At 71.5% G+C, this 22,793-nt stretch carries 15 protein-coding genes; 6 read left to right on the top strand and 9 right to left on the bottom strand.

Annotated elements, in window-relative coordinates:
- The first annotated feature begins 406 nt into the window (after window positions 1–406).
- The 4 genes from JOE59_RS01980 to JOE59_RS01965 are packed head-to-tail and all read left to right on the top strand — an operon-like array spanning window position 407 to window position 7,956.
- Complete coding sequence (locus JOE59_RS01980) at window positions 407–3,448, top strand: hypothetical protein (RefSeq protein WP_204458719.1); 3,042 nt, start codon at window positions 407–409, stop codon at window positions 3,446–3,448.
- Entirely contained in the window at window positions 3,445–6,207 is a 2,763-nt protein-coding gene (locus tag JOE59_RS01975) for an FtsX-like permease family protein (protein ID WP_204458718.1), read from the top strand. The genes JOE59_RS01980 and JOE59_RS01975 overlap by 4 nt, the downstream gene beginning before the upstream one ends.
- A 4-nt stretch (window positions 6,208–6,211) precedes the next feature.
- Window positions 6,212–7,261, top strand: coding sequence for an ABC transporter ATP-binding protein (locus tag JOE59_RS01970; protein ID WP_204458717.1), 1,050 nt, complete (start codon window positions 6,212–6,214; stop codon window positions 7,259–7,261).
- On the top strand, window positions 7,258–7,956 hold the full coding sequence (locus JOE59_RS01965) for an ABC transporter ATP-binding protein (RefSeq protein WP_204458716.1): 699 nt from the start codon (window positions 7,258–7,260) through the stop codon (window positions 7,954–7,956). Before JOE59_RS01970 ends, JOE59_RS01965 begins: the two co-directional genes overlap by 4 nt.
- Here JOE59_RS01965 and ddaH read toward each other — a convergent pair.
- The 7 genes from ddaH to JOE59_RS01930 all read right to left on the bottom strand — a co-directional run bounded on the left by ddaH (window position 7,928) and on the right by JOE59_RS01930 (window position 16,419).
- Window positions 7,928–9,181, bottom strand: a complete 1,254-nt coding sequence (ddaH, locus tag JOE59_RS01960) for a dimethylargininase (RefSeq protein ID WP_275581109.1) — start codon at window positions 9,179–9,181, stop codon at window positions 7,928–7,930. The genes JOE59_RS01965 and ddaH overlap by 29 nt on opposite strands.
- 130 nt (window positions 9,182–9,311) lie before the next feature.
- On the bottom strand, window positions 9,312–10,406 hold the full coding sequence (locus JOE59_RS01955) for a Glu/Leu/Phe/Val dehydrogenase family protein (RefSeq protein WP_204458715.1): 1,095 nt from the start codon (window positions 10,404–10,406) through the stop codon (window positions 9,312–9,314).
- A gap of 147 nt (window positions 10,407–10,553) precedes the next feature.
- Entirely contained in the window at window positions 10,554–12,164 is a 1,611-nt protein-coding gene (gene purH / locus JOE59_RS01950; RefSeq protein WP_204458714.1) for a bifunctional phosphoribosylaminoimidazolecarboxamide formyltransferase/IMP cyclohydrolase, read from the bottom strand.
- Window positions 12,161–12,754: a phosphoribosylglycinamide formyltransferase gene (gene purN, locus JOE59_RS01945; RefSeq protein WP_074260168.1), complete on the bottom strand. Its 594-nt coding sequence runs from the start codon at window positions 12,752–12,754 to the stop codon at window positions 12,161–12,163. Before purN ends, purH begins: the two co-directional genes overlap by 4 nt.
- A 165-nt stretch (window positions 12,755–12,919) precedes the next feature.
- Window positions 12,920–14,284, bottom strand: a complete 1,365-nt coding sequence (locus JOE59_RS01940; protein ID WP_204458713.1) for a cell division protein PerM — start codon at window positions 14,282–14,284, stop codon at window positions 12,920–12,922.
- Window positions 14,285–14,315: 31 nt separating this feature from the next.
- The gene (locus tag JOE59_RS01935; protein ID WP_204458712.1) at window positions 14,316–15,809 is read right to left on the bottom strand and encodes a hypothetical protein; all 1,494 of its coding nucleotides are present in this window, start codon (window positions 15,807–15,809) and stop codon (window positions 14,316–14,318) included.
- Between the two features lie 82 nt (window positions 15,810–15,891).
- Window positions 15,892–16,419: a hypothetical protein gene (locus JOE59_RS01930; RefSeq protein WP_204458711.1), complete on the bottom strand. Its 528-nt coding sequence runs from the start codon at window positions 16,417–16,419 to the stop codon at window positions 15,892–15,894.
- 404 nt (window positions 16,420–16,823) lie between these two features.
- Between JOE59_RS01930 and JOE59_RS01925 the strand changes: the two genes are divergently transcribed.
- Together JOE59_RS01925 and JOE59_RS01920 are read left to right on the top strand one after the other, a co-directional pair.
- Window positions 16,824–18,794 carry an MSCRAMM family protein gene (locus JOE59_RS01925; RefSeq protein ID WP_204458710.1) on the top strand — a complete coding sequence of 657 codons (1,971 nt, stop codon included), beginning with the start codon at window positions 16,824–16,826 and terminating at the stop codon, window positions 18,792–18,794.
- Window positions 18,795–19,133: 339 nt separating this feature from the next.
- Window positions 19,134–20,522, top strand: a complete 1,389-nt coding sequence (locus JOE59_RS01920; RefSeq protein ID WP_204458709.1) for a SpaA isopeptide-forming pilin-related protein — start codon at window positions 19,134–19,136, stop codon at window positions 20,520–20,522.
- Window positions 20,523–20,616: 94 nt separating this feature from the next.
- On the opposite strand, the gene sucD is transcribed toward JOE59_RS01920, so the two are convergent.
- Window positions 20,617–21,519 (bottom strand): succinate--CoA ligase subunit alpha, encoded by a 903-nt coding sequence (gene sucD, locus JOE59_RS01915; protein ID WP_204458708.1) that lies wholly within the window; start codon window positions 21,517–21,519, stop codon window positions 20,617–20,619.
- A gap of 15 nt (window positions 21,520–21,534) precedes the next feature.
- Window positions 21,535–22,701, bottom strand: a complete 1,167-nt coding sequence (gene sucC / locus JOE59_RS01910; protein WP_204458707.1) for an ADP-forming succinate--CoA ligase subunit beta — start codon at window positions 22,699–22,701, stop codon at window positions 21,535–21,537.
- Between the last annotated feature and the right edge of the window lie 92 nt (window positions 22,702–22,793).

Here is a 22,793-nt window from a genome sequence, read left to right as displayed (position 1 = left end):
CAGAAGGGCCGGTCGGCGAAAGGAAGGAGGGAGGAAGCCGCGGATCGCGAGAACGCGTGAAACCGCGGAGCAGGCGGAGCCTGCGCGAGAGACGGGCGGTCTACCCGGCGAGCCCGAAGAGGTACGCCGGGCGGGCAGAGCCGGAAGCCGCAATCGTGCGGGCGTCGGTTTCTGTCTGCATGGTGTCCTCCTGCGTCATCGTCTCGAACCCTCGAGGCCGGTCGGAACTCACTCCTCGGCCAGCCCTACAGAATATGGGCTCGAACGGGTAGCGCGCAAGACCCACCACGGGGATAGGCTGTGCGGATTCGTTCGCTGCGCGGGCGACGACGGCGTCCCCCCGATCACGCCGTCCATCCCGGCCCCTATGCCGCCGCGCATGCGACCCGACCGACGAGGAGCGCGCGTGGGAGCGGCACGGACAGCGTTCGCCCGTGCGAACGCCCGCGTCGGCGTGCTCGCCTCGATCGCCGCGGTCGTCCTCCTGCTCTCCGGCCTCTCCACCGCCGTCATCGACTCGCTCGCCGGCTCCTCGGCGAGCGGCCTGCGCGGCAGCCTCGCCGAGGCGCAGGGCACGGCGGGTGCGGCGCGCTGGCAGATCCGCGTCGCGCAGGACCCCGAGGCCCAAGCGGATGCCGCGGCATCCGTGCTCGATCGCATGATCAGCCCGTTCGACGCCTCCTGGAGCCGCACCATCGAGACCGCTCCCGTCGACGCCACGAGCGGCGACACCGCGTTCGGCGCCGTGCTCCTGGCCGACCCCGAGGCGGCGGAGCGTTCCGAGCTCGTCGACGGGAGCTGGCCGGAGGAGCCGGAGTCGATCGCGGCGGCCGACGCCGAGGGTGCGGTGCCGGCGACGCTCCATGCCGCTGCCGCCGAAGCGCTCGGCCTGGCGCCCGGCGACGTCGTCGACCTCGCCGGCGGTTCGGCGCGGCGCCTGCTCGTCGTCGGCACCTGGCTGCCGCTCGAACCGAGCGACCCTGCATGGTTCGGCGAGGGCATCATCGCCACGGGGGCCACCGCCGACGGGGCGGGCCCGTTCCTCGTGGCCGAGGCGTCCGCGCTCGACCTGCCTGCGGCGATCGTCGTGCGGTGGACCGCGCTCGTCGACTCCGCCGCCGTGACCCCCGACTCGGCGCGTCTGCTCCGATCCGAACTGCCCGACGTCGAACCGGCGCTCCGCGCCGAGCCGGCCATCGGCGCCGACGGGCTGAGTGCGCTCGGCGGCCTCGAGGCGACCCTGTCCCGGCTCCTCGCGAGCCTCGGCGCCGTGCGCGCCATCGCTCCGCTGCCGATCCTGCTCCTCGCCTTCACCGGATTCGCCGCCCTCACCCGGCTGTCGACGCTGCTCGGTGCCGCCCGACGCGGCGAGACGGTGCTGCTCCGCGCCCGTGGCGCCTCCGCCGGCCGCCTCGCCCGCGACACCGCCGTCGAGGTGCTCGCGATCGGGATCCCGGCCGCGATCATCGGCGTCGCAGGCGCGCAGGCGCTGCTCATGGCGACCCGTCCGGGCGAGACCCGCGATCCGGGCACCGCGGCCGTGGTCGCTTCCGTAGTGCTCGTCGGCACCCTGATCGTGGTCGCCGGTCGTGCCTGGCTCGACGCGCGTCGACCCGTCGTCCGCGGCGCGGGCGACGAGGTCGGCCGGGTGGCGCGCGGCCTCGCGACCGGTGGCGGGGTGCTCCTCGTCGTGCTCGCCGCCGTCGCGTTCTGGCAGTTCCGGCTGTACGGGTCGCCGCTCGTCGCGAGCGCATCGGGCGCCTTGGAGGTCGACCCGATCGCCGTGCTCGCCCCGATGCTCGTACTGGTCGCCCTCGCGCTCGCGGCGCTCTGGCTGACGCGGCCGATCGACGCCCTGCTCGAGCGGCTCGCCGCCGCGCGTCCCGGGCTGGTGCCGTCGTTGCCGATGCGCCAGCTCGCGCGACGCGCCTCGCTGTACTCCGCGGCATCCCTCGTCACGATGCTCGCCGTCGCCGGACTCACGCTGTCCGCCGCCTTCTCCGGCGCGTGGCAGGGCATCGACCGCACCGCCTCCGCGCTCGCCACCGGGGGCGAGGTGCGTGTGTCGTATGCCGGCCGCGACGTCGTGCAGGACCCCGATCCGCTGGCGCTCGACGACGGCCTCGACGGCGTCGCGAGCATCACGGCGGCCGGCCCCGTCTACCGCGGCGACGTGCGGATCGGCTCCGACCGGGCGACCGTGGTGGCGATGCCGAGCGGCGCCGCCGACCGCATCGCGCCGGGCACCGGGGCGGCAGACGCCGCCGCCGCACTCGAGGAATCGGCCGCGGCAGCCGGCACGGCACTGCCGAACGGCACCTCGGCCCTCGACGTCGCCGTCACGCTCGCCGCGCCCGCCGGCACGGACGGCGCCGTGTCCGTGTCCGCATGGTTCCTCACGGAGGAGGGCGCGGCGACGCCGACCGCCCCGGTGCCCGTCGACGTCGCGGCGGGCGGCGGCCCGGTGAGCCTCGATGTACCCGCAGCCGAGGGCCTCCGCTTCATCGGCCTCGGCGCCTCGCTCGCCGGCGCATCGGGCGTCGACGTGCTCGTCTCGTTCGGCCCGATCTCGCTCGACGGATCGAGCGTCGCCGGCCCCGGATTCGAGATCGTGCCCGAGCACCTCCTCACCTCGAAGGCGCCCAACGCGCGGGCGACGCTCACCGGCGGCGGCAGCGATCCCCTGCCCGTCGTGCTCAGCACCGAACTCGCCGAGCGGATCTCCGCGGACGTCGGCGGCAGATTCGCGTTCCGGGTGCTCGACGGCAGCGCAGAGGTCGACGCCGTCGTGGCCGGGGTGCTCCCCGTGGTGCCCACGGCGGGCGACGACGGCGTGCTCGCCGACCTCGCTGCCTTCGAGCGGTACACGTTCGACTCGGGCGCAGGGGTGCCGGCATTCGGGGAGCGGTGGATCGCGACCTCCGAGCCCGACGTGCTCGCCGCCGAACTCGATCGCGAGCACGGATCGTCGGTCATCGCCGACGCCAGGTCGGCGTCATCGTCGGCCCCGTTCATCGCACCGGCGATCGCCGCGCTCTGGATCGGCGCCGCGGGCGCCCTGCTCTTCGCGCTCATCTCGGTCGTGGCCCTCGTCGCCGCCCTCGGCGGCAGCCGCCTCGGCGAGATCGTCGTGCTCCGTGCGCTCGGCGTGCCCGCACGCACTCAGTCGCGAGCCCGGCTCGCCGAACTGGCCGTGACGCTCGGTACCGCGGTCGTGATCGGCGCGGTCGTCGGATTCGCCACGGCCCTCCTCACCGCCCGCGAACTCGCGCGGGCCGCCGTCTCCGGCGTGCCCGCCGTCGTCCCGGTCGAGTTCGGCGTCGACCTGGCGCCGTGGCTCATCGGCATCGCCGCATTCCTCGTGCTCGCCGCGGCGATCGCGGCGGGCGCCGCGGCATCCGTTCGTCGCATGGCCTCGCGCCCCGGACTCAGGCAGGAGGAAGGATGAGCGCCACCCGTCACTCGCGGCTCAGCGCCCCCGGCCTGCTGCGGCGGCAGTTCTTCGCAGGGCCCGTCGCGTCGATCATGCTCTCGCTGCTCGTGCTCGCCGGCGCGCTGCTCGCGACGGGCGTACCTCGCGCGGTGGCCACGATGCACACGGCGGCGCTCGAGGACTCGCTGTCGCAGTTCCCGGGGCGCGAGATCGACCTCAACACCTCCAGCCGGAACCTCCCCGAGCTCGGCGCGTCGAGCGGCGGTTCGACCCTCGAGCCCGAGATCGACGCGGTGTGGGGCGCGCAGGAGCAGCGCATGCTCGATATCCGTGCCGGCATGCCCGGGTTGCTGAAGCACGTCACCGGGGCACCGCTCACCGCGCTCGTCGCGGGACCGACGCAGGCGTCGGTTGCGGGCGCTGCGGCGGGTTCGAAGTCCTACCAGCTGTTCACGGCCTTCGACCCGAGGATCCGCGAGCACCTCACGCTGACCGGCGGCGAATGGCCGGCGACCCTGACCGGCCCGGTGCCGGGCGACACCCCGCTCGAGATCGTGCTCGCCGACGGGGTCGCCGAGGAGATGGACTGGTCGCCCGGAGAGGAGCGCGCGATCCCGATCGGCACGACTCCGCAGGACGTGCTGCTCGTCGGCACCTTCGCGGCGAGCGACCCCGACGACGGATTCTGGACGCACGTGCCGCCGGTCGCGCTCGAACCGGCGGTCGCGTACACCCCCGGCGGCCAGGTCGAGGTCACGGGCCTCGGGTTCGCCGACCCGGTCTCGTGGGCCGCGCTCGAGGAATCGAAGCTTCCGACGGCGATGGATGCCTGGTTCCCGGTGCTGCCCGATCGTATCCGCGCGGCGGACTCACCGGAGCTCGTCACGCAGCTCGGCGAGTTCACGAGCCAGGTGTTCGTGCTGGGCAGCGGCTCATGGGAGTACTGGTTCGCGACCGTCGGAGAGGTCGCGTTCACGAGCGGCCTCACCGAAGCACTCGGTGACGCCGCCGTCGCGGCGAGCGCGAGTGACGCCGTGCTCGCCACGATCGCGTCCGGGCCGATCGGCGTGATGGTCGCCGTGCTCGTGCTCGGAGCGAGGGTGGTGTTCGAACGACGACGCACGGGCCTCGAACTGGCCGCAGCCCGCGGTGCGTCTCCCGGCCAGCTCCGCGGCATCCTCGCGATCGAGGGGGTGGCCATCGGCGTGCCAGCCGCGATCGTGGGGGGCGTACTCGGCACCCTCCTCGTCACCGCCGACGCGGGCCCGGGCGGATGGGCGATCGCAGCGCTCTTCGCGCTCACCCCGATGGCACTGCTGGTCGCGGCCGCGCCCGGTCTCAGCCCGCTCCGCAGGGCACGATCGGACCTCGGCAGGCCCGGCACCGGGCGCTTCCGCTGGATGGCCGAAGTGCTCGTCGCGGTGCTCGCCGTCACCGCCGTCGTGCTGCTGTACCGCCGCGGCCTGGCCACCTCCACCGCCACGACCGGCGTCGACCCGTTGCTCGCGGCCGTGCCACTCCTGCTCTCCCTGCTCGCGTGCCTCGTCGTGCTGCGGGTCTACCCGATCCCGCTCGCCGCCCTCGTGCGCAGCACGTCGCGCCGGGCCGACCTCGTGCCGTTCCTCGGTTCGGCACGGGCGCTGCGCGACCCCTCCGCCGGGCTCGTGCCGGTGCTGGCCGTCGTCGTCGGTGTCTCGGTGACCGTGTTCTCCTCGGTGTTGCTCGGCACGGTGCAGTCCGGCGTCGTGCACGCCGCCGACGCGCAGGTCGGCGCCGACGCCTCGGTGGGCGGCACCCCCTTCACCCTCGAACAGCTCGACGAGTTCGCGGCCGTGCCCGGCGTCGCGGCGACCGCCCCCGTGTACTCGGCCAAGCCCACCAAGGTCACGGCCGACGGTCGCGGCCGGAGCTCGACCCTCATCGTCGTCGACGGCGACGAGATGCGGAAGGTGCAGCAGGGCCGCAACGGGGCCACGCCGCTTCCCTCCGAACTCGGCGCGACCGAGACGGAGGACGTGCCGGTGGTGCTGTCGAAGCCGGTCGCGGACTTCGTCTCGGGCGCCGACTCCGCCGACCTCGACGGGGATGACTTCGACGTGGTCGGCGTGGTCGACGGCCGCACGGCATACTCCCCTCGCTCGAACTGGGTGCTCATGGACGTCGCGAACGCGAAGCCGTTCACCGCGACCCTCGTGCCGCGCACCGTGCTCGTGCGCTTCGACGAGGGCACCTCCACCGCCGAGGCCACCGAGATCACCGCCGCCCTCGCCGAGATCGCCGGCGAGGACGCCGTGGTCGTCACGCCCGAAGACCTGCTCGCCGAATTGCGGGAACGCCCCACGACGCAGGGGCTGGTGATCTCGCTCGTGGTCGCGATCGTGCTCGCGAGCCTGCTCACGGCGCTCGCGATCGTGCTGACCCTCGTGGTCGGGCGCCCCGCCCGCGACCGACTGCTGCCGCTGCTCTCGACGCTCGGCCTGGGCCGTCGCGGCGAGCGGGCGCTCGTCGTCTGGGAGATCGGCCCGGTGGCCCTCATCGCGCTCGTCGCCGGCGCCCTGCTCGGCATCGCCCTGCCGTTCGTCGTGCTCGCGGGCATCGATCTGCGTGCGTTCACCGACGGCGACGCCCAGCCGGCCGTGACGCTCGACCCCTGGCTCATCACCGCGGTGCTCGCGGGCAGCATGCTCGTGACGATCGCTGCGGCGGTCGCGGCATCCCGCATCGACGGCAGCGTCAACGCCGCTCGCGCGATGCGCAAGGAAGAGGAAGGATGACCCCGTGACCCTCACCGAGACGGCGGCGTCGGCATCGACGCAGCCCCACATCCTCTGCACCGACCTCGTGCGCATCTTCAGCGCCGACGGTGTCGAGGTGCAGGCGCTCCAGGGGCTGAACCTGCGAGTCGACCCGGGAGAGATGGTCGCCGTCGTCGGCGCATCGGGCTCCGGCAAGTCGACGCTGCTGACGATCCTCTCCGGGCTCGACACCGCCACTGCCGGTGTCGCCCGGGTGGCCGGCCACGACCTGCTCTCCATGGGCGGCCGCGAGCGGGTCGCCTACCAGCGCCACACGGTGGGCTTCGTCTGGCAACAGACCTCGCGCAACCTCCTGCCCTACCTCACCTCCGCCGAGAACGTCGCCCTCGCGATGAATGTCGCCGGCACCCTCCGCGGCGCGGCGCGGGCCCACCGCGTCGAGGAGCTCCTCGAACTGCTCGACGTCGGCGAGATGCACGACCGCCGCCCGGGCGAGCTCTCGGGCGGCCAGCAGCAGCGCGTCGCGATCGCCGTGGCGCTCGCGAACTCCCCGCAGGTGCTGCTCGCCGACGAACCCACCGGCGAGCTCGACGAGTCGACCTCCGCCGCGGTGCTCGAGGCGATGCGCGGCGTCAACGAGGAGCTCGGCGTCACGACGCTCATCGTCACGCACGACCCGACGGTGTCGGGCCACGTGCGCCGCACGGTGCAGATCCGCGACGGCCGCACCTCCACCGAGGTGCTGCGGTCGACCCGGGTCGACGAGCACGGTGAAGAGCAGCACATCGCCGAGGAGTTCGCGGTGCTCGACCGGGTCGGACGGCTGCAGTTGCCGCACGACTTCATGCAGAGCCTCGAACTGCGCGATCGCGTGCGACTCGCGCTCGAGGCCGATCACGTCGGCGTGTGGCCCGGCGACGAGGGGCGGGCGGATGCCGCGGCGAGGCCGCCGGCCGATCCGCGGCCGCCCGGCAACGCTGAAGCCGCGGCCCCCACGTCCCGACGCGCCCGGCGCGCCGAGGAGCGCGCGGCCGAGGCATCCGTCGCCGACGCACCGGAGGAGGAGCGATGAGCACGCTGCGCGCCGAATCGATCAGCCGGGTCTTCGAGTCGAAAGCCGGGGCCGTGCACGCGGTGGCCGAGGTGTCGCTCGAGGTGCGGCCCGGCGAACTGCTCGTCGTGACCGGCCCTTCCGGCGCCGGGAAGACGACGCTGCTCAACCTGCTCGGCGGACTCGACCGGCCGTCGAGCGGACGCGTCCTCCTCGGCGACGACGAGCTCTCCGCCCTCGGCGACGACGAACTCGCGGCGGTTCGGCGCGACCGTCTCGGCTACATCTTCCAGTCGTTCGGGCTCATCCCGGTGCTCTCGGCGGCGGAGAACGTCGAGGTCCCGCTGCGCCTCCAGCGCATGGACCCCGCCGAACGCGACGCCCGCGTCGCCGAGTCGCTCGACCTCGTCGGCCTCGGTGCGCACGCGGCTCAGCGCCCCTACGAGCTCTCGGGCGGGCAGCAGCAGCGCGTCGGCATCGCCCGGGCGCTCGCAGCGCGTCCGCAGCTGCTCCTCGCCGACGAGCCGACGGGCCAGCTCGACAGCGGCACCGCCGCGACCGTCATGGACCTCATCGGCGAGCTCGTGCACGCCCGCGGCGTCGCCGCCGTCGTCACGACCCACGACCCGGCCCTCGTCGGCCGTGCCGACCGCGTGCTCGAACTGCACGACGGGCGGGCGGTCTCGCTCAGCGCACCCGCACCGACAGGCAGGTGACGCAGCCCTCGAGCTTCTCGAACTCGCCGATGTCGACGGTCACCACCCGGTAGCCGAGGCTCGCGATCATGGCGGCCGTCTGCGGCGCCGACGACGACATGAGCAGCGACTCGCGCGACAGCTCGACGACGGCGACGCCCTCGGGTTCGAACACCGGCAGGAAGCGCGGGAAGAGGCTCGTGACGTCGAGCAGCGCGGGGTCGCCGATGATGGTGCCGTCGGGCAGGGCCGTGACGGCGCTCTTCAGGTGCAGCGCCTTCGTGACCGGCACGGCCACGACGGTGTACCGGTGCGGGGTGAGCAGGGTGCGCAGCTGCCTGATGCCTTCGGCGTTCGTGCGGTCGGACGCGCCGACGTAGACCGTCGAACCGACCTTCAGCACGTCGCCGCCGTCGAGCGTGCCCGGCAGCTCGATGCGGGTCACCGTGAGCCCGGGCACCTCGCGCACGGCGCGTTCGACCGCGTCGACCTCAGGGCGGCGCGATTCGGCGCCCGGGCTCGCGAGCACGGCGAGGTCGCCGAACATCACGACCATGTCCTCGACGAAGACCGAGTCGGCCAGCTCTGGGGCCGCGTCGACCTCGATCGTCTCCCAGCCCTCGGCCACGAGGGCGGCGCAGTAGTTGTCCCACTGCTGGTCGGCGAGCGCCTGGTCGATGGGTTGCCGGTCGCGGTGCGTGAGCACGGCTTCGTCGAGGTTCGACGCGGGGATGCGCACGAGCGCGATGCGCCGGTCGACCGCCTCGGGGGCGTAGGCGAGGATGCCGCGGAACACCACGGGTGCGAGCAGCATCTCGCCGACGATGACCGAGAGGATGAAGATCAGGTTGAGGCTCACGAGCGAGCCGACCACGAACAGGAAGATCGCTCCCGAGAGCGGGTTGCCCGCGGAGCTGGCGGTCGCGGTCGTCGCGATCAGCGCGGCGAGGCAGCCCGAGGTGAAGCCCGTGATGAGCGTCAGGAACCAGGCGCGCGTGGCACCCACCGCGTTCGCGACCGAGAGCAGCACCCACGTGATGAAGGCGGCGAGCGCGAAGTGGCCGAACACCTGCCCGAGCACCTGCGGCGACTGGCCGCTGCCGATGAAGAAGGCCAACAGCGAGACGAGCATCGCGGCGAGCGAGACGGCGGCCGCTGAGGCGAGCACCGCGGCCACCCGCCGCCCCGGGGTGATCGCCGGGGTGAACCTGGCCGGGGCGGTCGGGGGCATGGCGGGGGACGTCATGGCACGAGCCTACTGGCGCGCAACTGCACTCCGCTCGCGAGCGCCGTCACCGGGAGCGGGTCGCAGCGGATCGTCCGGCACGAGTACGAGGCGGCACTCCGGGCGCCCGGGATGCCGCCTCGCGCTCGACTCAGCGGCCGGCGTCGAGCCGCGTTCGAGCGAGGCGCTCGGCGGCCTCGAGCGTCGTCGTGCCGTCGGCACGGGCGCTGCGCAGCACGGATGCGACAGTGTCGCCGATGCCCTCGATGCGGGCGTCGAGGGCGGCCTGGTCGGCGCCGGGCACGCTCGCGACGTCGAGGTAGATGACCCCGCCCGCGTTCACCACGAAGTCGGGCGCCCAGACGATGCCGCGCTCCTGCAGCAGGGCGGCGACGTCGCGGGAGGCGAGCTGGTTGTTCGCGGCGCCGACGACGGCGGCGACGCGGAGGTCGCGCACCACTTCGGGCGTGAGCACGCCGCCGAGACCGCAGGGCACGAAGACGTCGGCCTCGACCAGGTGGGCCTCGGCCGGGTCGACCCATGCTGCGCCGAGCTCGTCGGCGAGGGCGCGCTTGCCCTCCGCGACATCCGTGACCGTGAGGCGGGCGCCTGCGGCGGCGAGGCTGCGCGCCAGGCGGCCGCCGACCTGCCCGAGGCCGGCGATCACGAAGTGGCGGCCGGCGGGGTCGTTCGAACCGAAGACCTCGCCGAGCGTCGCGAGGATGGAGGCGTGCACGCCCGCGGCCGTGGCGTCCGCCGGCTCGCCGACGCCGCCCTGCTCGGGCGGGAGGCCGCAGACGTGCTCGGTGCGCTCGTGCACGACGGCCATGAGCTCGGCGCTCGTGCCGACGTCTTCGGCGGTCATGTAGGCGCCGCCGAGGGACTCGATCGCGTCGCCGAGGTCGAGCATGGCGTCGTGGGTGGCGGCGGCGTCGAGCGTCGTGCCGGCGGGGATCGCGATGACGGACTTGCCGCCGCCGCGCATGAGGCCCGCCGCGGCGTTCTTCATGGTCATCGCCTGCGAGAGGCGGAGGGCGTCGGCGAGGGCGTCGGTCCACTGGCCGTAGTGCCAGAGCCGGGCGCCGCCGAGTGCCTGGCCGAGTCGGGTCGAGTGCACGGCCACGATGACCGTGAGCCCGGAACGGGCGCCGCGGGTGATGAGCACCCGCTCGTGGTCGGGTGCCTCCGTCGGCAGTGCTGCGCTTGCGCCGGTCGCGGGGGTCGCCGGTGCGTGGGTGATCGTCATCGATCGTTCTCCTTGAATCATCCGCTTCGTGGGCGGAACCTGGCCCGGCGCCTCATGAGCACGGGTTCGATTCAAGGGTACCGCCGTCGAGGCCGAGCGGATGCCGCGGCATCCGATCGGCCTCGCAGCGACTCGGAACTCGCCGACTCAGTGGAAGAAGTGGCGCTCGCCCGTGAAGTACATCGTGACGCCGGCCTCGCGGGCCGCCGCGATGACCTCGTCGTCGCGAACGGAGCCGCCGGGCTGCACGACCGCGCGCACCCCGCCGTCGAGGAGGATCTGCAGGCCATCGGCGAACGGGAAGAACGCATCGGATGCCGCGACCGACCCGGCCGCCCGCTCCCCCGCCCGCTCGACTGCGAGCTTGCACGAGTCGACGCGGTTGACCTGGCCCATGCCGACGCCGACCGAGGCGCCAGCCGAGGCGAGCAGGATCGCGTTGGACTTCACCGCGCGGCACGCGGTCCACGCGAACTCGAGGTCGGCGAGGGTCGCATCGTCGGCGGGCTCGCCGGCGGCGAGGGTCCATTCCGACGCGGGTGCGAAGTGACGGTCGGCCTGTTGCAGCAGCATGCCGCCAGAGACCTGCCGCAGCTCGACCGCGGTCGGTGCGAAGCCTTCGGGAAGCGTCAGCAGGCGGATGTTCTTCTTCTGCGAGAGCAGCTCGAGCGCCTCGCCCTCGAATGCGGGCGCGATGAGCACCTCCGTGAAGATGCCGGAGACGGTCTGCGCCATCTCGAGCGTGACGATCCGGTTGGCGGCGATGACGCCGCCGTAGGCCGAGACCGGGTCGCACTCGTGCGCCCGTCGGTGGGCGTCGGCGATGGGGTCGGATGCCCCGGCCGATGCCACGGCGATGCCGCACGGGTTCGCGTGCTTGATGATCGCGACGGCGGGCTCGTCGAAGTCGAACGCCGCGCGTACGGCGGAGTCGGCGTCGACGTAGTTGTTGTACGACATCTCTTTGCCGTGCAGCTGCACGGCCTGCGCGATGCCGGGGCGGCCGCCCTGCGAGGCGTAGAGCGCGCCCTTCTGGTGCGAGTTCTCGCCGTAGCGGAGGTCGGCGTCCTTCGTCCAGGTGCCGCCGACCCATGCCGGGAAGGGCGACTCCTCGGCCGGCTGGTCTGGAGCGACGACGCTGCCGAGCCAGGAGGCGACGGCGACGTCGTACGACGCGGTGTGGCGGAACGCCTCGCGCGCGAGCACAGTGCGCTGGGCGAGGGTCGTGCCGCCCGCGGCGACCGCGGCGGCGATCTCGTCGTAGCGGTCGGGCGAGACGACCACGGCCACGTTCGCGTGGTTCTTGGCGGAGGCGCGCACCATGGCGGGGCCGCCGATGTCGATCTGCTCGATGACGGCGTCGGGTGCGGCGCCCGCCGCGACGGTCTCGGCGAACGGATAGAGGTTCACGACGACGAGCTCGTAGGGCTCGATGCCGAGGCCTGCGAGCTCTGCCTCGTGGCTCTCGAGGCGGAGGTCGGCGAGGAGACCCGAGTGCACGGCGGGGTGGAGCGTGCGCACGCGGCCGTCGAGGTGCTCGGGGTAGCCGGTGACCTCGGCGACCTGCGTGACGGGCATGCCCGCTTCGGCGATGGCCTTGCCGGTGCCGCCCGTGGAGACGATCTCGACGCCGGCGCCGACGAGCGCGGCGGCGAGCTCGACCAGGCCGCGCTTGTCGCTGACGGCGATGAGGGCACGGCGCACCGGCACGAGGTCGCGAGCACGGTAGAGGCTGGGGTCGATGGCGGGGCCGCTCATGATCGTGCGAGTTCCTTCAGGTCGAGGTGCTGGTTGGCGATGTCGAGCACGGCCTGGATGAGCAGGCGCCGTTCGACGGGCTTGATGCGGTCGTGGAGGCTCGACTCGGTGTCGCCCGGCAGCACCGGGATGCGCTCCTGCGCGATGATCGGGCCGCCGTCGACGGAGTTGTCGACGACGATGAGGCTCGCCCCGGTCTGCGTGACCCCGGCGGCGAGCGCGTCGCGCACCCCGTGGGCCCCGGGGAACTCGGGCAGGTACGCCGGGTGCGTGTTGATGAGGTGCGGCGAGAACGCGTCGACGACGGCGGGCGGGACGAGCCGCATGAGCCCCGAGAGCACGACCACGTCGGGCTCCCAGCGCGCCACCTCGGCGATGAGCGCATCGCCCCACGCATCGCGGTCGGGGTACGCCGTGAACGGCACCGAGAACGTCGGCACGCCGTACTCCTCGCCGAGCGCGAGCCCTTCTGCGTCGCGGTCGGCACCGATCGCCACCACCCGCGCCGGGAACTCCGCGTCGGCGGAGGCGTCGAGCAGGGCACGAAGGTTCGATCCGGTGCCCGAGATGAGGACGACGAGCTTCAGCACCCTTCGAGCCTACCGGCCGGCGGAGGTTCGATACCGCGCCTCCGGGACGCCCGAGATGAGGACGACGAGCTTCAGCACCCTTCGAGCCTACCGGCCGGCGGGGGTTCGATACCGCGCCTCCGGGACGCCCGAGATGAGGACGACGAGCTTCAGCACCCTTCGAGCCTACCGGCCGAGCGCCTCGGTCGTGTTCGGGTCGAAGGGCGGCGGCTCCTCGTCGAAACGGCGGTCGAACGACGGGCGTGCGGATGCCCCGTGGTCGCCCCCTGACCGCTCGCGCGCCCGCACCGAGTACGCGCCCGCGATCGCGCCGATGCCGAACACCAGTGCGGCGACCCCGGCGACGGCCCACGGATCGGGGCCGACCTCGGCGAGCCGGCCCGGCCCGGCGGCTCCGCCCGACCACCACGCGAGCAGTCCGAGCACGAGTCCGGCGACCGCGCCGGAACCGGCACCGACCACGGCAGGGAACCACCAGGCGGTGCGCACGTCGTCGTGGCCCCCGCGCGGGTTCCACTCCGACGGCGACCGCTCCGGTGTCGACGGCGCTGCCTGCGGCGCCACGAGCCATGCGCCGAGGAATCCGAGCAGCACCGGCACGACGAGCCACAGTGCGCCGAACGGCTGCGCCTCGCTCGGCAGGGCTCCGAGCAGCGGAAAACCGGGGACCGGCCCGAGCAGGGTGCCCGACGGGGCCACCGAGGAGCCGGCGCCGATCGCGAATCCGGGGCCGAGCAGCCACGCCGCGCCCCAGATGACGAGGTTCGGGATGAGCGAGAGTTCGGCGACGGTCAGGGCGATGCCGCCGTCGACGCCGCTGCCGAGCGACTGGTAGAGACCCGCGATCGTCGCGTAGTCGATCGTGATGAGCCCTGCGACGAGCACTCCGGCGACCGCGAGGAGTCCGAACGCCGCACCCGCGCCGATGCGCACGACGATGCGCGCCGTGTCGACCAGCGCCGGTGGCAGCTCGGCGACATGGCGGCGCACGAAGCCGCCCGCGGCATCCGTCAACGGATCGTCGCGCAGCGATTCGACGACCGCGCCGATGACGACGCCGACGGCCATCACGAATGCCGGCAGCAGCGCCGCCTGCCAGAGCGACGACCTCGCGCCGTCGACGCCGGCCGTCGATGCGAGCACGAACCCGATGACCGCGTAGACCACGACGGCCGAGATGCCGCCGGTGAACGAATGACCCTCGGCGGCGGAGCGCCGGCCGATGCGACGCGCGAAGGCCACCGAGATGAGCGCGAAGCCGAGCAGTGCGATCGTGATCGGGAACGGGTCGCCGGCACCAGGCAGGCCGGTCTGCGCCGCCGTCACGGCGTCGAGCTGCAGCACGAGATCGACGCCGTGGCCGAGCAGCCACACGTCGGCCGCGGCACGGAGGAACAGCGCCGCGTCGACCGCGAGGCCGAAGTGCACCGCCCACAGCAGCATGAGCGGCACGAGCGCGATGCCGAGGCCGATGAGGGCGGCGACGGATGCCTCGAGGCCGGCGAGCAGGGCGATCGTCGTGCGTCTCATTCCAACGGGAGCCTATCCCGCCCGGGGCCGGTCAGTCGGCAGGACGTGCGGAGTCGGGCCGAGTCGGCGCCTCGACGTCGACCTCGTCGACGACTGCCACGACGGCCTCGCCGTCGGAACCGACCGCGACGAGCAGCGACTCGTCGACCTCGTCGACCTCGTCGACCTCGACCTCCGACTCGGCGGCGGCGGCGGCCTCGACCTCGGTCTCCGGCCGCCGGAGGAGCTCGACGATGAGGAGGGCCAGCAGCGCGAGCACCACGGTCGTGATGACGAAGCCCGCCGATGCGGGCCGCGAGAACAGCACGACGAGCGAGGCGACGACCGCGATCGCGATGTAGGCGATGACCCGCCAGCGATCGAGCCAGATGCCGAACCGTCCGGTCGTGACCCCGTGCGACGCGGCAGAGCGCCGCACCGCGGAGAACCCGGACTCGGCGAACCCCCGCAATGCACGGGCGGGGCGCCACGGGCCAGAGAACCAGGCGACGACGGCCACGAGCACGCCGAGCACGAGCAGCGCCACGACCGTCGACATCATGATCTCGATGAGTCCGGAGTAGATCGCCTCGGCGGCGTCGGCCGGCATGACCGAGCTCACGGCTCCGACGAAGTACCACCGCCCGATGCCGACGCCGCTCGCGAGCAGCGCCATCGAGAGGGCGAAGCCGCCCGCCGTCCAGACGAGCGCCCGCACGCGATTGCGTGCCACGACGACGCCGACCACGAGGAGCGCGAGCATGATCCACGGCAGCCAGGTGCCGACGCCGATGGCGAGCGCGTAGATCGTGCGGATGAGCGCGAACGCGTCGTCCTGCGCGATGACCACGCTCCGATCCACCTCAGGGATCGCGCTCGCGAACCCGACGCCCTGGTCGACGAGCCGCTCCTTCACGGACTCGACGATGGGCCCGAGCTGCACCGAGATCGTGCCGTCGCTGCCGATGGCGAGCGCGGCGTCGGGGTCGCCCTGCATGGCGGCGACGAACTGCGTGTGCGTGATGCGCAGGGTGTTCGCCCAGATGTCCTCGAAGGCCTCGGACGTGACCAGCCGGTCGACGACGTCGGAGACGAGCGACTGGATGCCCTGGGTCGCCGGGCCCTCGAGGAGCCCGAGTGCCGTCTCTGCCCTCGGCGGCAACCCGAGCGAGCGGATGCCGTCGAACACGTCGGAGGTGAGCCCCGGGATGTCGACCTGCTCCTCGATGGCCGCCGTCACCTCGTCGCCGATGTACGCCTGCACCGCGGGGTCTTCGGCGATCGGCGCGAAGGTGGCCACGAAGCGGTTCGTGTCGGCCAGTTCGAGCCGGGCCCATGCCGAGATCACCGCGACGGGCGCGAGCAGGAGTCCGACGACGATGAGCACGACGGCGGTGAGGCTCCGGCCCCAGCGGCGCTTGACCTTCGGCACCGCGGATGCCGCGGCATCCGCTGCACCCTGTTCGAGGCCGGCGCGAAGCGCAGCATTCTCGGATTCGAGCGCGGCAATGCGCGCCTCGAGTTCGTTGTCACCGTTCGTGGCCATCAGGCACCCCTGCCCACGACCATAGCGCTGCTCGTGGGCGCGCACATCGTCTCGTCCGCATGAATGGGTCGTGTCGCGCCGCTCAGTGGATGACGGCCTTCAGCACGATCAGGGCGACGCCGAACATGGCGGTGATGAGGGAGCCGGCGACCTTCACCGGCCACGACGCACCGCGACGGTGGAAGGCGATGTACCCGAGCACCGCGAGCACGACGACTCCCGCCCAAAGTGCCGTCCAGATCGCCACGGGGTCGGGGATCGCCCGGGTCGCGCCGAGGAGCAGGATGAACAGCGGGATCGTCGCGGAAAGCAGGAGACCGCGCGAACGCAACAGGGCGATGCCGAAGGACTCCTTCAGGCCCACCACCCGATCATGGTCGAGACCGTGATGGGCGACGGTGCCCGCATAGACGTGCGCCGCCCAGAAGACGACGACGGTGACCGCGACGCTCCAGAACACGCGCCACGAGCTCTCGCCGTGACCGCCCGAGGCGACGATCATGCCCGAGACGAGCAGCACACCGTAGACGGATTCCTCGGTGACGAAGGTGGCCCGCACGATCCGGTGGGCCTGGCTCATCCCCTTCGCCGACGACTGCTGCTCGCTCATCCCTCCACTCTGGCACGGGAGCCCTGCCTGGCGGAACGCGTGCTCGGGTTTCGCCCACCCTGTCACCCCTTCAAGGGGACCCCCTGTTTTGGAGGGTGAGGATTCATCATGTCTGCTTCCGGGCGAAACTTCGCCGGGTGTAGCCTGCGCGTGAAAAGCGTAGGACTCCTCTTCGGGTCTTGATGCTGCCGGTCGTCGCTTACCCGAGGCGGCCGGACTGACGACAGGCACTTACGCGCTTCCCGCGCGCCGGCACACCGCCGCCCATCACCACCTGCAGGGGACCCGATCGGCCATCCCGACCGATCGGAAGTTTGCAACACCCCCCAACGGAGGCGACGATGTTTCGACGCGACCACACCCTGCCAAGCTCCATCCCCCCGGATCACCCTGTACGCAAGCCCATGCGCGTCGTCGCGGCCTCGGCCGCCGGCGCCCTGGTGCTGACCGGCGTGATCGCGGCCGGACCCGCCCAGGCGTCCCATCCCGAGGTGAGTCTGACCGGCAGCAACTTCGAGATCGACACCAACGCGAACCTCGTGGTGGACGACCCGGCACCGTCGATCGACTGGGCGGGCGTCACCGAGAACCGCAAGGCGGATCTGGCGACCGGATCGGGTGACGACTCGTTCGGCCAGGGCTCGAAGGAGGACACCCCGGTGCCCTCGGTCGTCGACGGGAGCATCCCGCCGAACAAGAGCGACCTGAAGAACTTCGGCACGTATCTCGAGACCGTCGGGAGTACCAAGTACCTCCACATGTTCTGGCACCGCGTGCAGGACCCCAGCGGCACGACGAACATGGACTTCGAGTTCAACCAGTCGCCGACCATCTCGGGCAACAACGTGACGCCGGTCCGCACGGCGGGCGACCTGCTCATCCAGTACGACCTCTCGCAGGGCGGCACGAACCCCGTGCTCTTCGTCTCGCGCTGGGTCACGGCGGGTGCAGGCAGCCAGTGCGCGGCGAGCAACGCGGTTCCGTGTTGGAGCACGCGCACCAACCTCACGTCGGCGGGTTTCGCGACCGGTTCGATCAACACGACGCCGATCGCCGCCGGTGCCGCTGACGGCCTCGGGTCGATCTCGGCTCGCACGTTCGGCGAGGCATCCGTGAACTTCACCGCCCTCACCGGCGGGTTGGGATCGTGCGTCTCGTTCGGCAGCGCGTACCTGAAGAGCCGGTCCTCCGACTCGTTCTCGGCCGCGATGAAGGACTTCATCGCACCGGCGCCGACGAACATCTCGAACTGCGGCTCGGTCACGATCCGCAAGCAGACGCTCCCCGACGAGGACCCCAACGTGACGTCGTTCGGCTTCACGAAGTCGTTCACCACGTCACCGGTCGTGCCGAACACGTTCAACCTGACGGATGACGGCGTGAAGGTCATTCCCGGTGTTCTGACGGGCCAGGTCGGCACGGTCTCCGAGGACCAGCCGCCGACCGGATGGGATCTGTTGAGCATCGACTGCAGTGCCAGCTCGGCCGGCGCGAACGTGACGACCGACCTCGCCAACAGCAGCCTCTCGTTCAACCTCGCGAGTGCGGCCGACACGGTGGACTGCACGTTCACGAACCGCCCGCGCGGCACGATCATCATCGAGAAGGTCACGGCTGACGGAGCCGGCGCGTTCGACTTCACGTCGGAGACGCTGACGCCCGCTGCGTTCACGCTCACCACGACGGAACCGGGAGAGGACGGCAAGGACTCGACGACGTTCGGGGACCTGACACCTGGATCGTATGACGTCGCCGAGACGGTGCCCGACAACTGGAACCTCCAATCGGCGACATGCGATGACGGCTCCGATGTCGGAGCGATCGGCGTCTCCGCAGGTGAGACCGTGACCTGCACCTTCATCAACACCCGCGAGGTCGGCGCGATCAAGATCGTGAAGACCCGCAAGCACGCGGAGCTCGGCTCGGGCGACTACGCCCATCCGGGCGTCACGTTCACCGTCACCGGCGGCGGCCTGGCGGAAGCCAGGACGGTGCAGACCGATGAGAACGGCATCGCCTGCGTGTCCGGCCTCGTCGTGAGCGCGTTCTTCGACGACCCGTACATCGTCACCGAGACCGTGCCCGAGGGCTACGTCCTGGTCGGCGACAACGATCAGGAGGCGACGGTCGTCGAGAGCGATGGCGACTGCGACACGGTCACCTCCGACGCGACGGTGTCGTTCAAGAACATGCCGCTGACGGACCTCACGGTCTCGGTCGACTCTCAGGTCGACGGCGGCACGTTCTCGAGCATCTCGTGCGATGTCGACGGCTCCGACGAGGTGCTGCTCACCGACGGCGTGACCGACCCGAGCGTGACGATCACCGATCTGCAGCCGCGGACCGTGGTCTGCACCATCGTGATCGACCCGTGATCGAGAGGAGCGACCCGTGACCGGGCGGAGGCATCCGCCCGACCGCATCTGAGACAGGAGGGCCCCGCCGGCATCGCCGACGGGGCCCTCCGTGTCGGCTCCCCCCATTTTGGGGTCATGAGTTATCCTCACGATTTGTGACCGCCGAGTGCGCACGGGTGTACCGTTCAGGCAGCGTGAGACTCCTCTCGAGCCCGATGGGGTCGCCGTCGAGTACCCCGGCGCGCGGCCGCACGAATGCGACGATCGCGCCCTACCGCTCCGCCAATTCGCCACCTCGCCCGCAGAGGACCCATCCGATTCGACCGAACCGGATGACCTGCGAAACAGGAGGCGGTCATGCCGCTCAACAACAACCCGACCCTCAGCACCGGAACCCCGCCGCGCCGGCGCTGGACGCACCTCACCGCGGTCGCCGGAATCGGTGCGCTCACGATCACGGCGCTCGTCGCCGGCCCGGCCTCGGCCGCCCACCCCGAAGTGAGCCTGCCCGGCAGCAACTTCGAGATCGACACCAACGCGAACCTCAAGGTGGACGACCCCGCACCGTCGATCGACTGGGCGAGCGTCGACCAGGTCCGGAAGGCTGACAAGCTCAGCGGCGGCGGCGACGACTCGTTCGGCCAGGGCTCGAAGGAGGACACCGCGGTTCCGACGGTCGTCGACGGCAGCATCCCGCCCAACAAGAGCGACCTGCTGAACTTCGGCCTCTACCTCGAGGAAGCGGCCGCCGGCGACTTCCTGCACCTCTACTGGCACCGCGTCCAGGAGCCGAGCGGCACGACGAACATGGACTTCGAGTTCAACAAGTCCGAGACCCCGTCGGCCAACGGCATCACACCCGTGCGCACCGCCGGCGATCTCCTGATCCAGTACGACCTGACGCAGGGCGGCACCAACCCGCAGCTGTTCCTCTCGACCTGGGTCGCCTCGGGCTCCGGCAACCAGTGCGAGGCCTCGAACTCGACGCCCTGCTGGGGCGACCGGGTCAACCTGACCGCACAGGGGCTCGCAACCGGATCGATCAACACGACTGCGATCCCCGCGGCCGACTCCGACGGGCTCGGGCCCATCTCGGCACGCACCTTCGGTGAAGCCACTGTGGACTTCGATGCACTCGGCGGAGAAGGCTGCGTCGCATTCGGAAGCGCGTACCTGAAGAGCCGCTCCTCCGACTCGTTCACTGCAGCGCTGAAGGACTTCATCGCCCCGACTGCGACCGGCCTCAACAACTGCGGCGCCCTCGTGATCCAGAAGGACCGGAAGCACGCTGCCGACGGCCTGGGCGAGAACCACCCGCACGCGGACCAGACGTTCACGATCAGCGGCAACGGCCTGACCGAGAACATCGTGGCCATCACGGACGGGGACGGTGCGGCCTGCGTGGAGGGCCTCGAGTCCGGTGTCTACACGGTGACCGAGACGATCCCCACGGGCTACGTGGCGACCCCCTCGGGCACGCAGAACGCGACCGTCGCTGAGGACACTGATTGCGAGACCGCGACACCCGTCACGTTCGTCAATGTGCCACTGACCAACCTCACGGTCAGCGTCGACTCACAGGTCGACGGCGGCACGTTCTCGAGCATAGAGTGCACCGACTCGGCCGATCCGCCCAACGAGATCGGCTCCAAGGACGGCATCACCGACCAGGTCGACGACCCGAGTGTCACGATCCCCGACCTCCAGCCGGGCACGTACACCTGCGTGGTCGTCATCGACCCGTGACCTGAACAGGAGCGAATGAACGAAGCTGCCCCGCCGGAGTTCCCGGCGGGGCAGCTTCATGTGAACAGCGGATGTCGCGACATCCGCTCGTGGCCTACAGTGCCGCGTAGACCTCGCGAAGCAGTTGCGCGGTCTCGGACGGCGTCTTGCCGACCTTGACGCCTGCGGCCTCGAGGGCCTCCTTCTTCGCCTGCGCGGTGCCCGCCGAGCCCGAGACGATGGCACCGGCGTGGCCCATGGTCTTGCCCTCGGGAGCCGTGAAGCCGGCGACGTAGCCGACGACCGGCTTCGTGACGTTGGCCTTGATGAAGTCGGCCGCGCGCTCTTCGGCGTCGCCGCCGATCTCGCCGATCATCACGATCGCCTTGGTCTCGGGGTCGGCCTCGAACGCGGCGAGCGCGTCGATGTGCGTCGTGCCGATGATGGGGTCGCCGCCGATGCCGATCGCGGTCGAGAAGCCGAGGTCGCGCAGCTCGTACATCATCTGGTACGTGAGCGTGCCCGACTTCGACACGAGGCCGATCGGGCCCTTGCCGGTGATGTTCGCCGGCGTGATGCCGACGAGCGCCTCACCGGGGCTGATGATGCCGGGGCAGTTCGGGCCGATGATGCGCGTCGCGTTGCCCTTCTCCTGGGCGTATGCCCAGAACTCCGCGGAGTCCTGCACGGGCACGCCCTCGGTGATGATCACGAGGAGCGGGATCGAGGCGTCGATGGCCTCGACCACGGCGTCCTTCGTGAAGGCCGGCGGCACGAAGGCGATGGAGACATCCGCCCCCGTCTGCGCCATCGCCTCTGCGACCGAGGCGAACACCGGAAGCTCGACCGGGTTGCCCGCTGCGTCGTTGTGCAGCACCGTGGTGCCGGCCTTGCGCGCGTTCACGCCGCCGACCACCTGGGTGCCCGCCGCGAGCATGCGCGACGTGTGCTTGGAGCCCTCGCCACCGGTGATGCCCTGGACGATGACCTTGGAGTCCTTGTTGAGGAAGATCGTCATGTCTGAATCCCTTACTTACGCGGCGTTCGCCAGCTCGGCGGCCTTGTCGGCGCCCTGGTCCATGTTCTCGGCGAGGGTCACGAGCGGGTGCGCGGCCTCCGCGAGGATGCGGCGACCCTCGTCGACGTTGTTGCCGTCGAGGCGCACGACGAGGGGCTTGTTCGCGGCCGAGCCGAGCTCGGCGAGCGCGCCCACGATGCCCTTGGCGACCTGGTCGCACGCCGTGATGCCGCCGAAGACGTTCACGAACACGCTCTTGACCTGCGGGTCGCCGAGGATGATGCCGAGGCCGTTGGCCATGACCTCCGCCGAGGCTCCGCCGCCGATGTCGAGGAAGTTGGCGGGCTTGACGCCGCCGTGGTTCTCACCGGCGTACGCGACGACATCGAGCGTCGACATGACGAGGCCCGCGCCGTTGCCGATGATGCCGACCTCGCCGTCGAGCTTCACGTAGTTGAGGTCGAGCTCCTTCGCGGCGGCCTCGAGCGGGTCGGCCGCGGCCTTGTCCTCGAGGAGCGCGTGGTTCGCGTGACGGAACTCGGCGTTCTCGTCGAGGGTGACCTTGCCGTCGAGGGCGATGACGTTGCCGTCTTCGTCGAGGATCAGCGGGTTGACCTCGACGAGCGTGGCGTCTTCGCCCTTGTAGACCTCGTAGAGCTTCACGAAGACGTCGGCGACCTTGTCGACGAGCTCGGCCGGGAAGTTCGCGGCGACGGCGATCTCACGGGCCTTCGCGAGATCGATGCCGGCGATCGGGTCGACCTCGATGCGCGCGAGTGCCTCGGGCTTCTCGACGGCGAGCTGCTCGATCTCCATGCCGCCCTCGACGCTCGTGAGCGACAGGTAGGAGCGGTTGGCCCGGTCGAGCAGCACCGAGAAGTAGAACTCCTGCGCGATGCGTGCGCCGCCGGCGACCATGACGCGCTTGACGACATGGCCCTTGATGTCGAGACCGAGGATCGCCTGCGCGGCCTCGTACGCCTCGTCGGGGTTCTTCGCGACCTTGACGCCGCCGGCCTTGCCGCGGCCGCCCGTCTTCACCTGGGCCTTGACGACCACGACGCCGCCGAGCTTCTCGGCGGCCGCGCGCACCTCATCGGCGGTGTCGGCGACGATGCCCGGGAGCACGGGGACGCCGTACTGCTCGAACAGGTCTCTGGCCTGGTACTCGTAAAGATCCACGCTCTACTTCCAATCGATCCGCACGCGCGAGAGCGCACAGGGGCTGGTGGGTGTCGGCCCAGCCCGCCGAAGAATCTCGACGTCAAGATAAG

This window comes from Agromyces cerinus (genome assembly GCF_016907835.1).
GTDB lineage: Bacteria > Actinomycetota > Actinomycetes > Actinomycetales > Microbacteriaceae > Agromyces > Agromyces nitratus.
The sequence above is the reverse complement of the archived record's forward strand: the minus strand, read 5'-3'. Positions and strand labels throughout refer to the sequence as shown.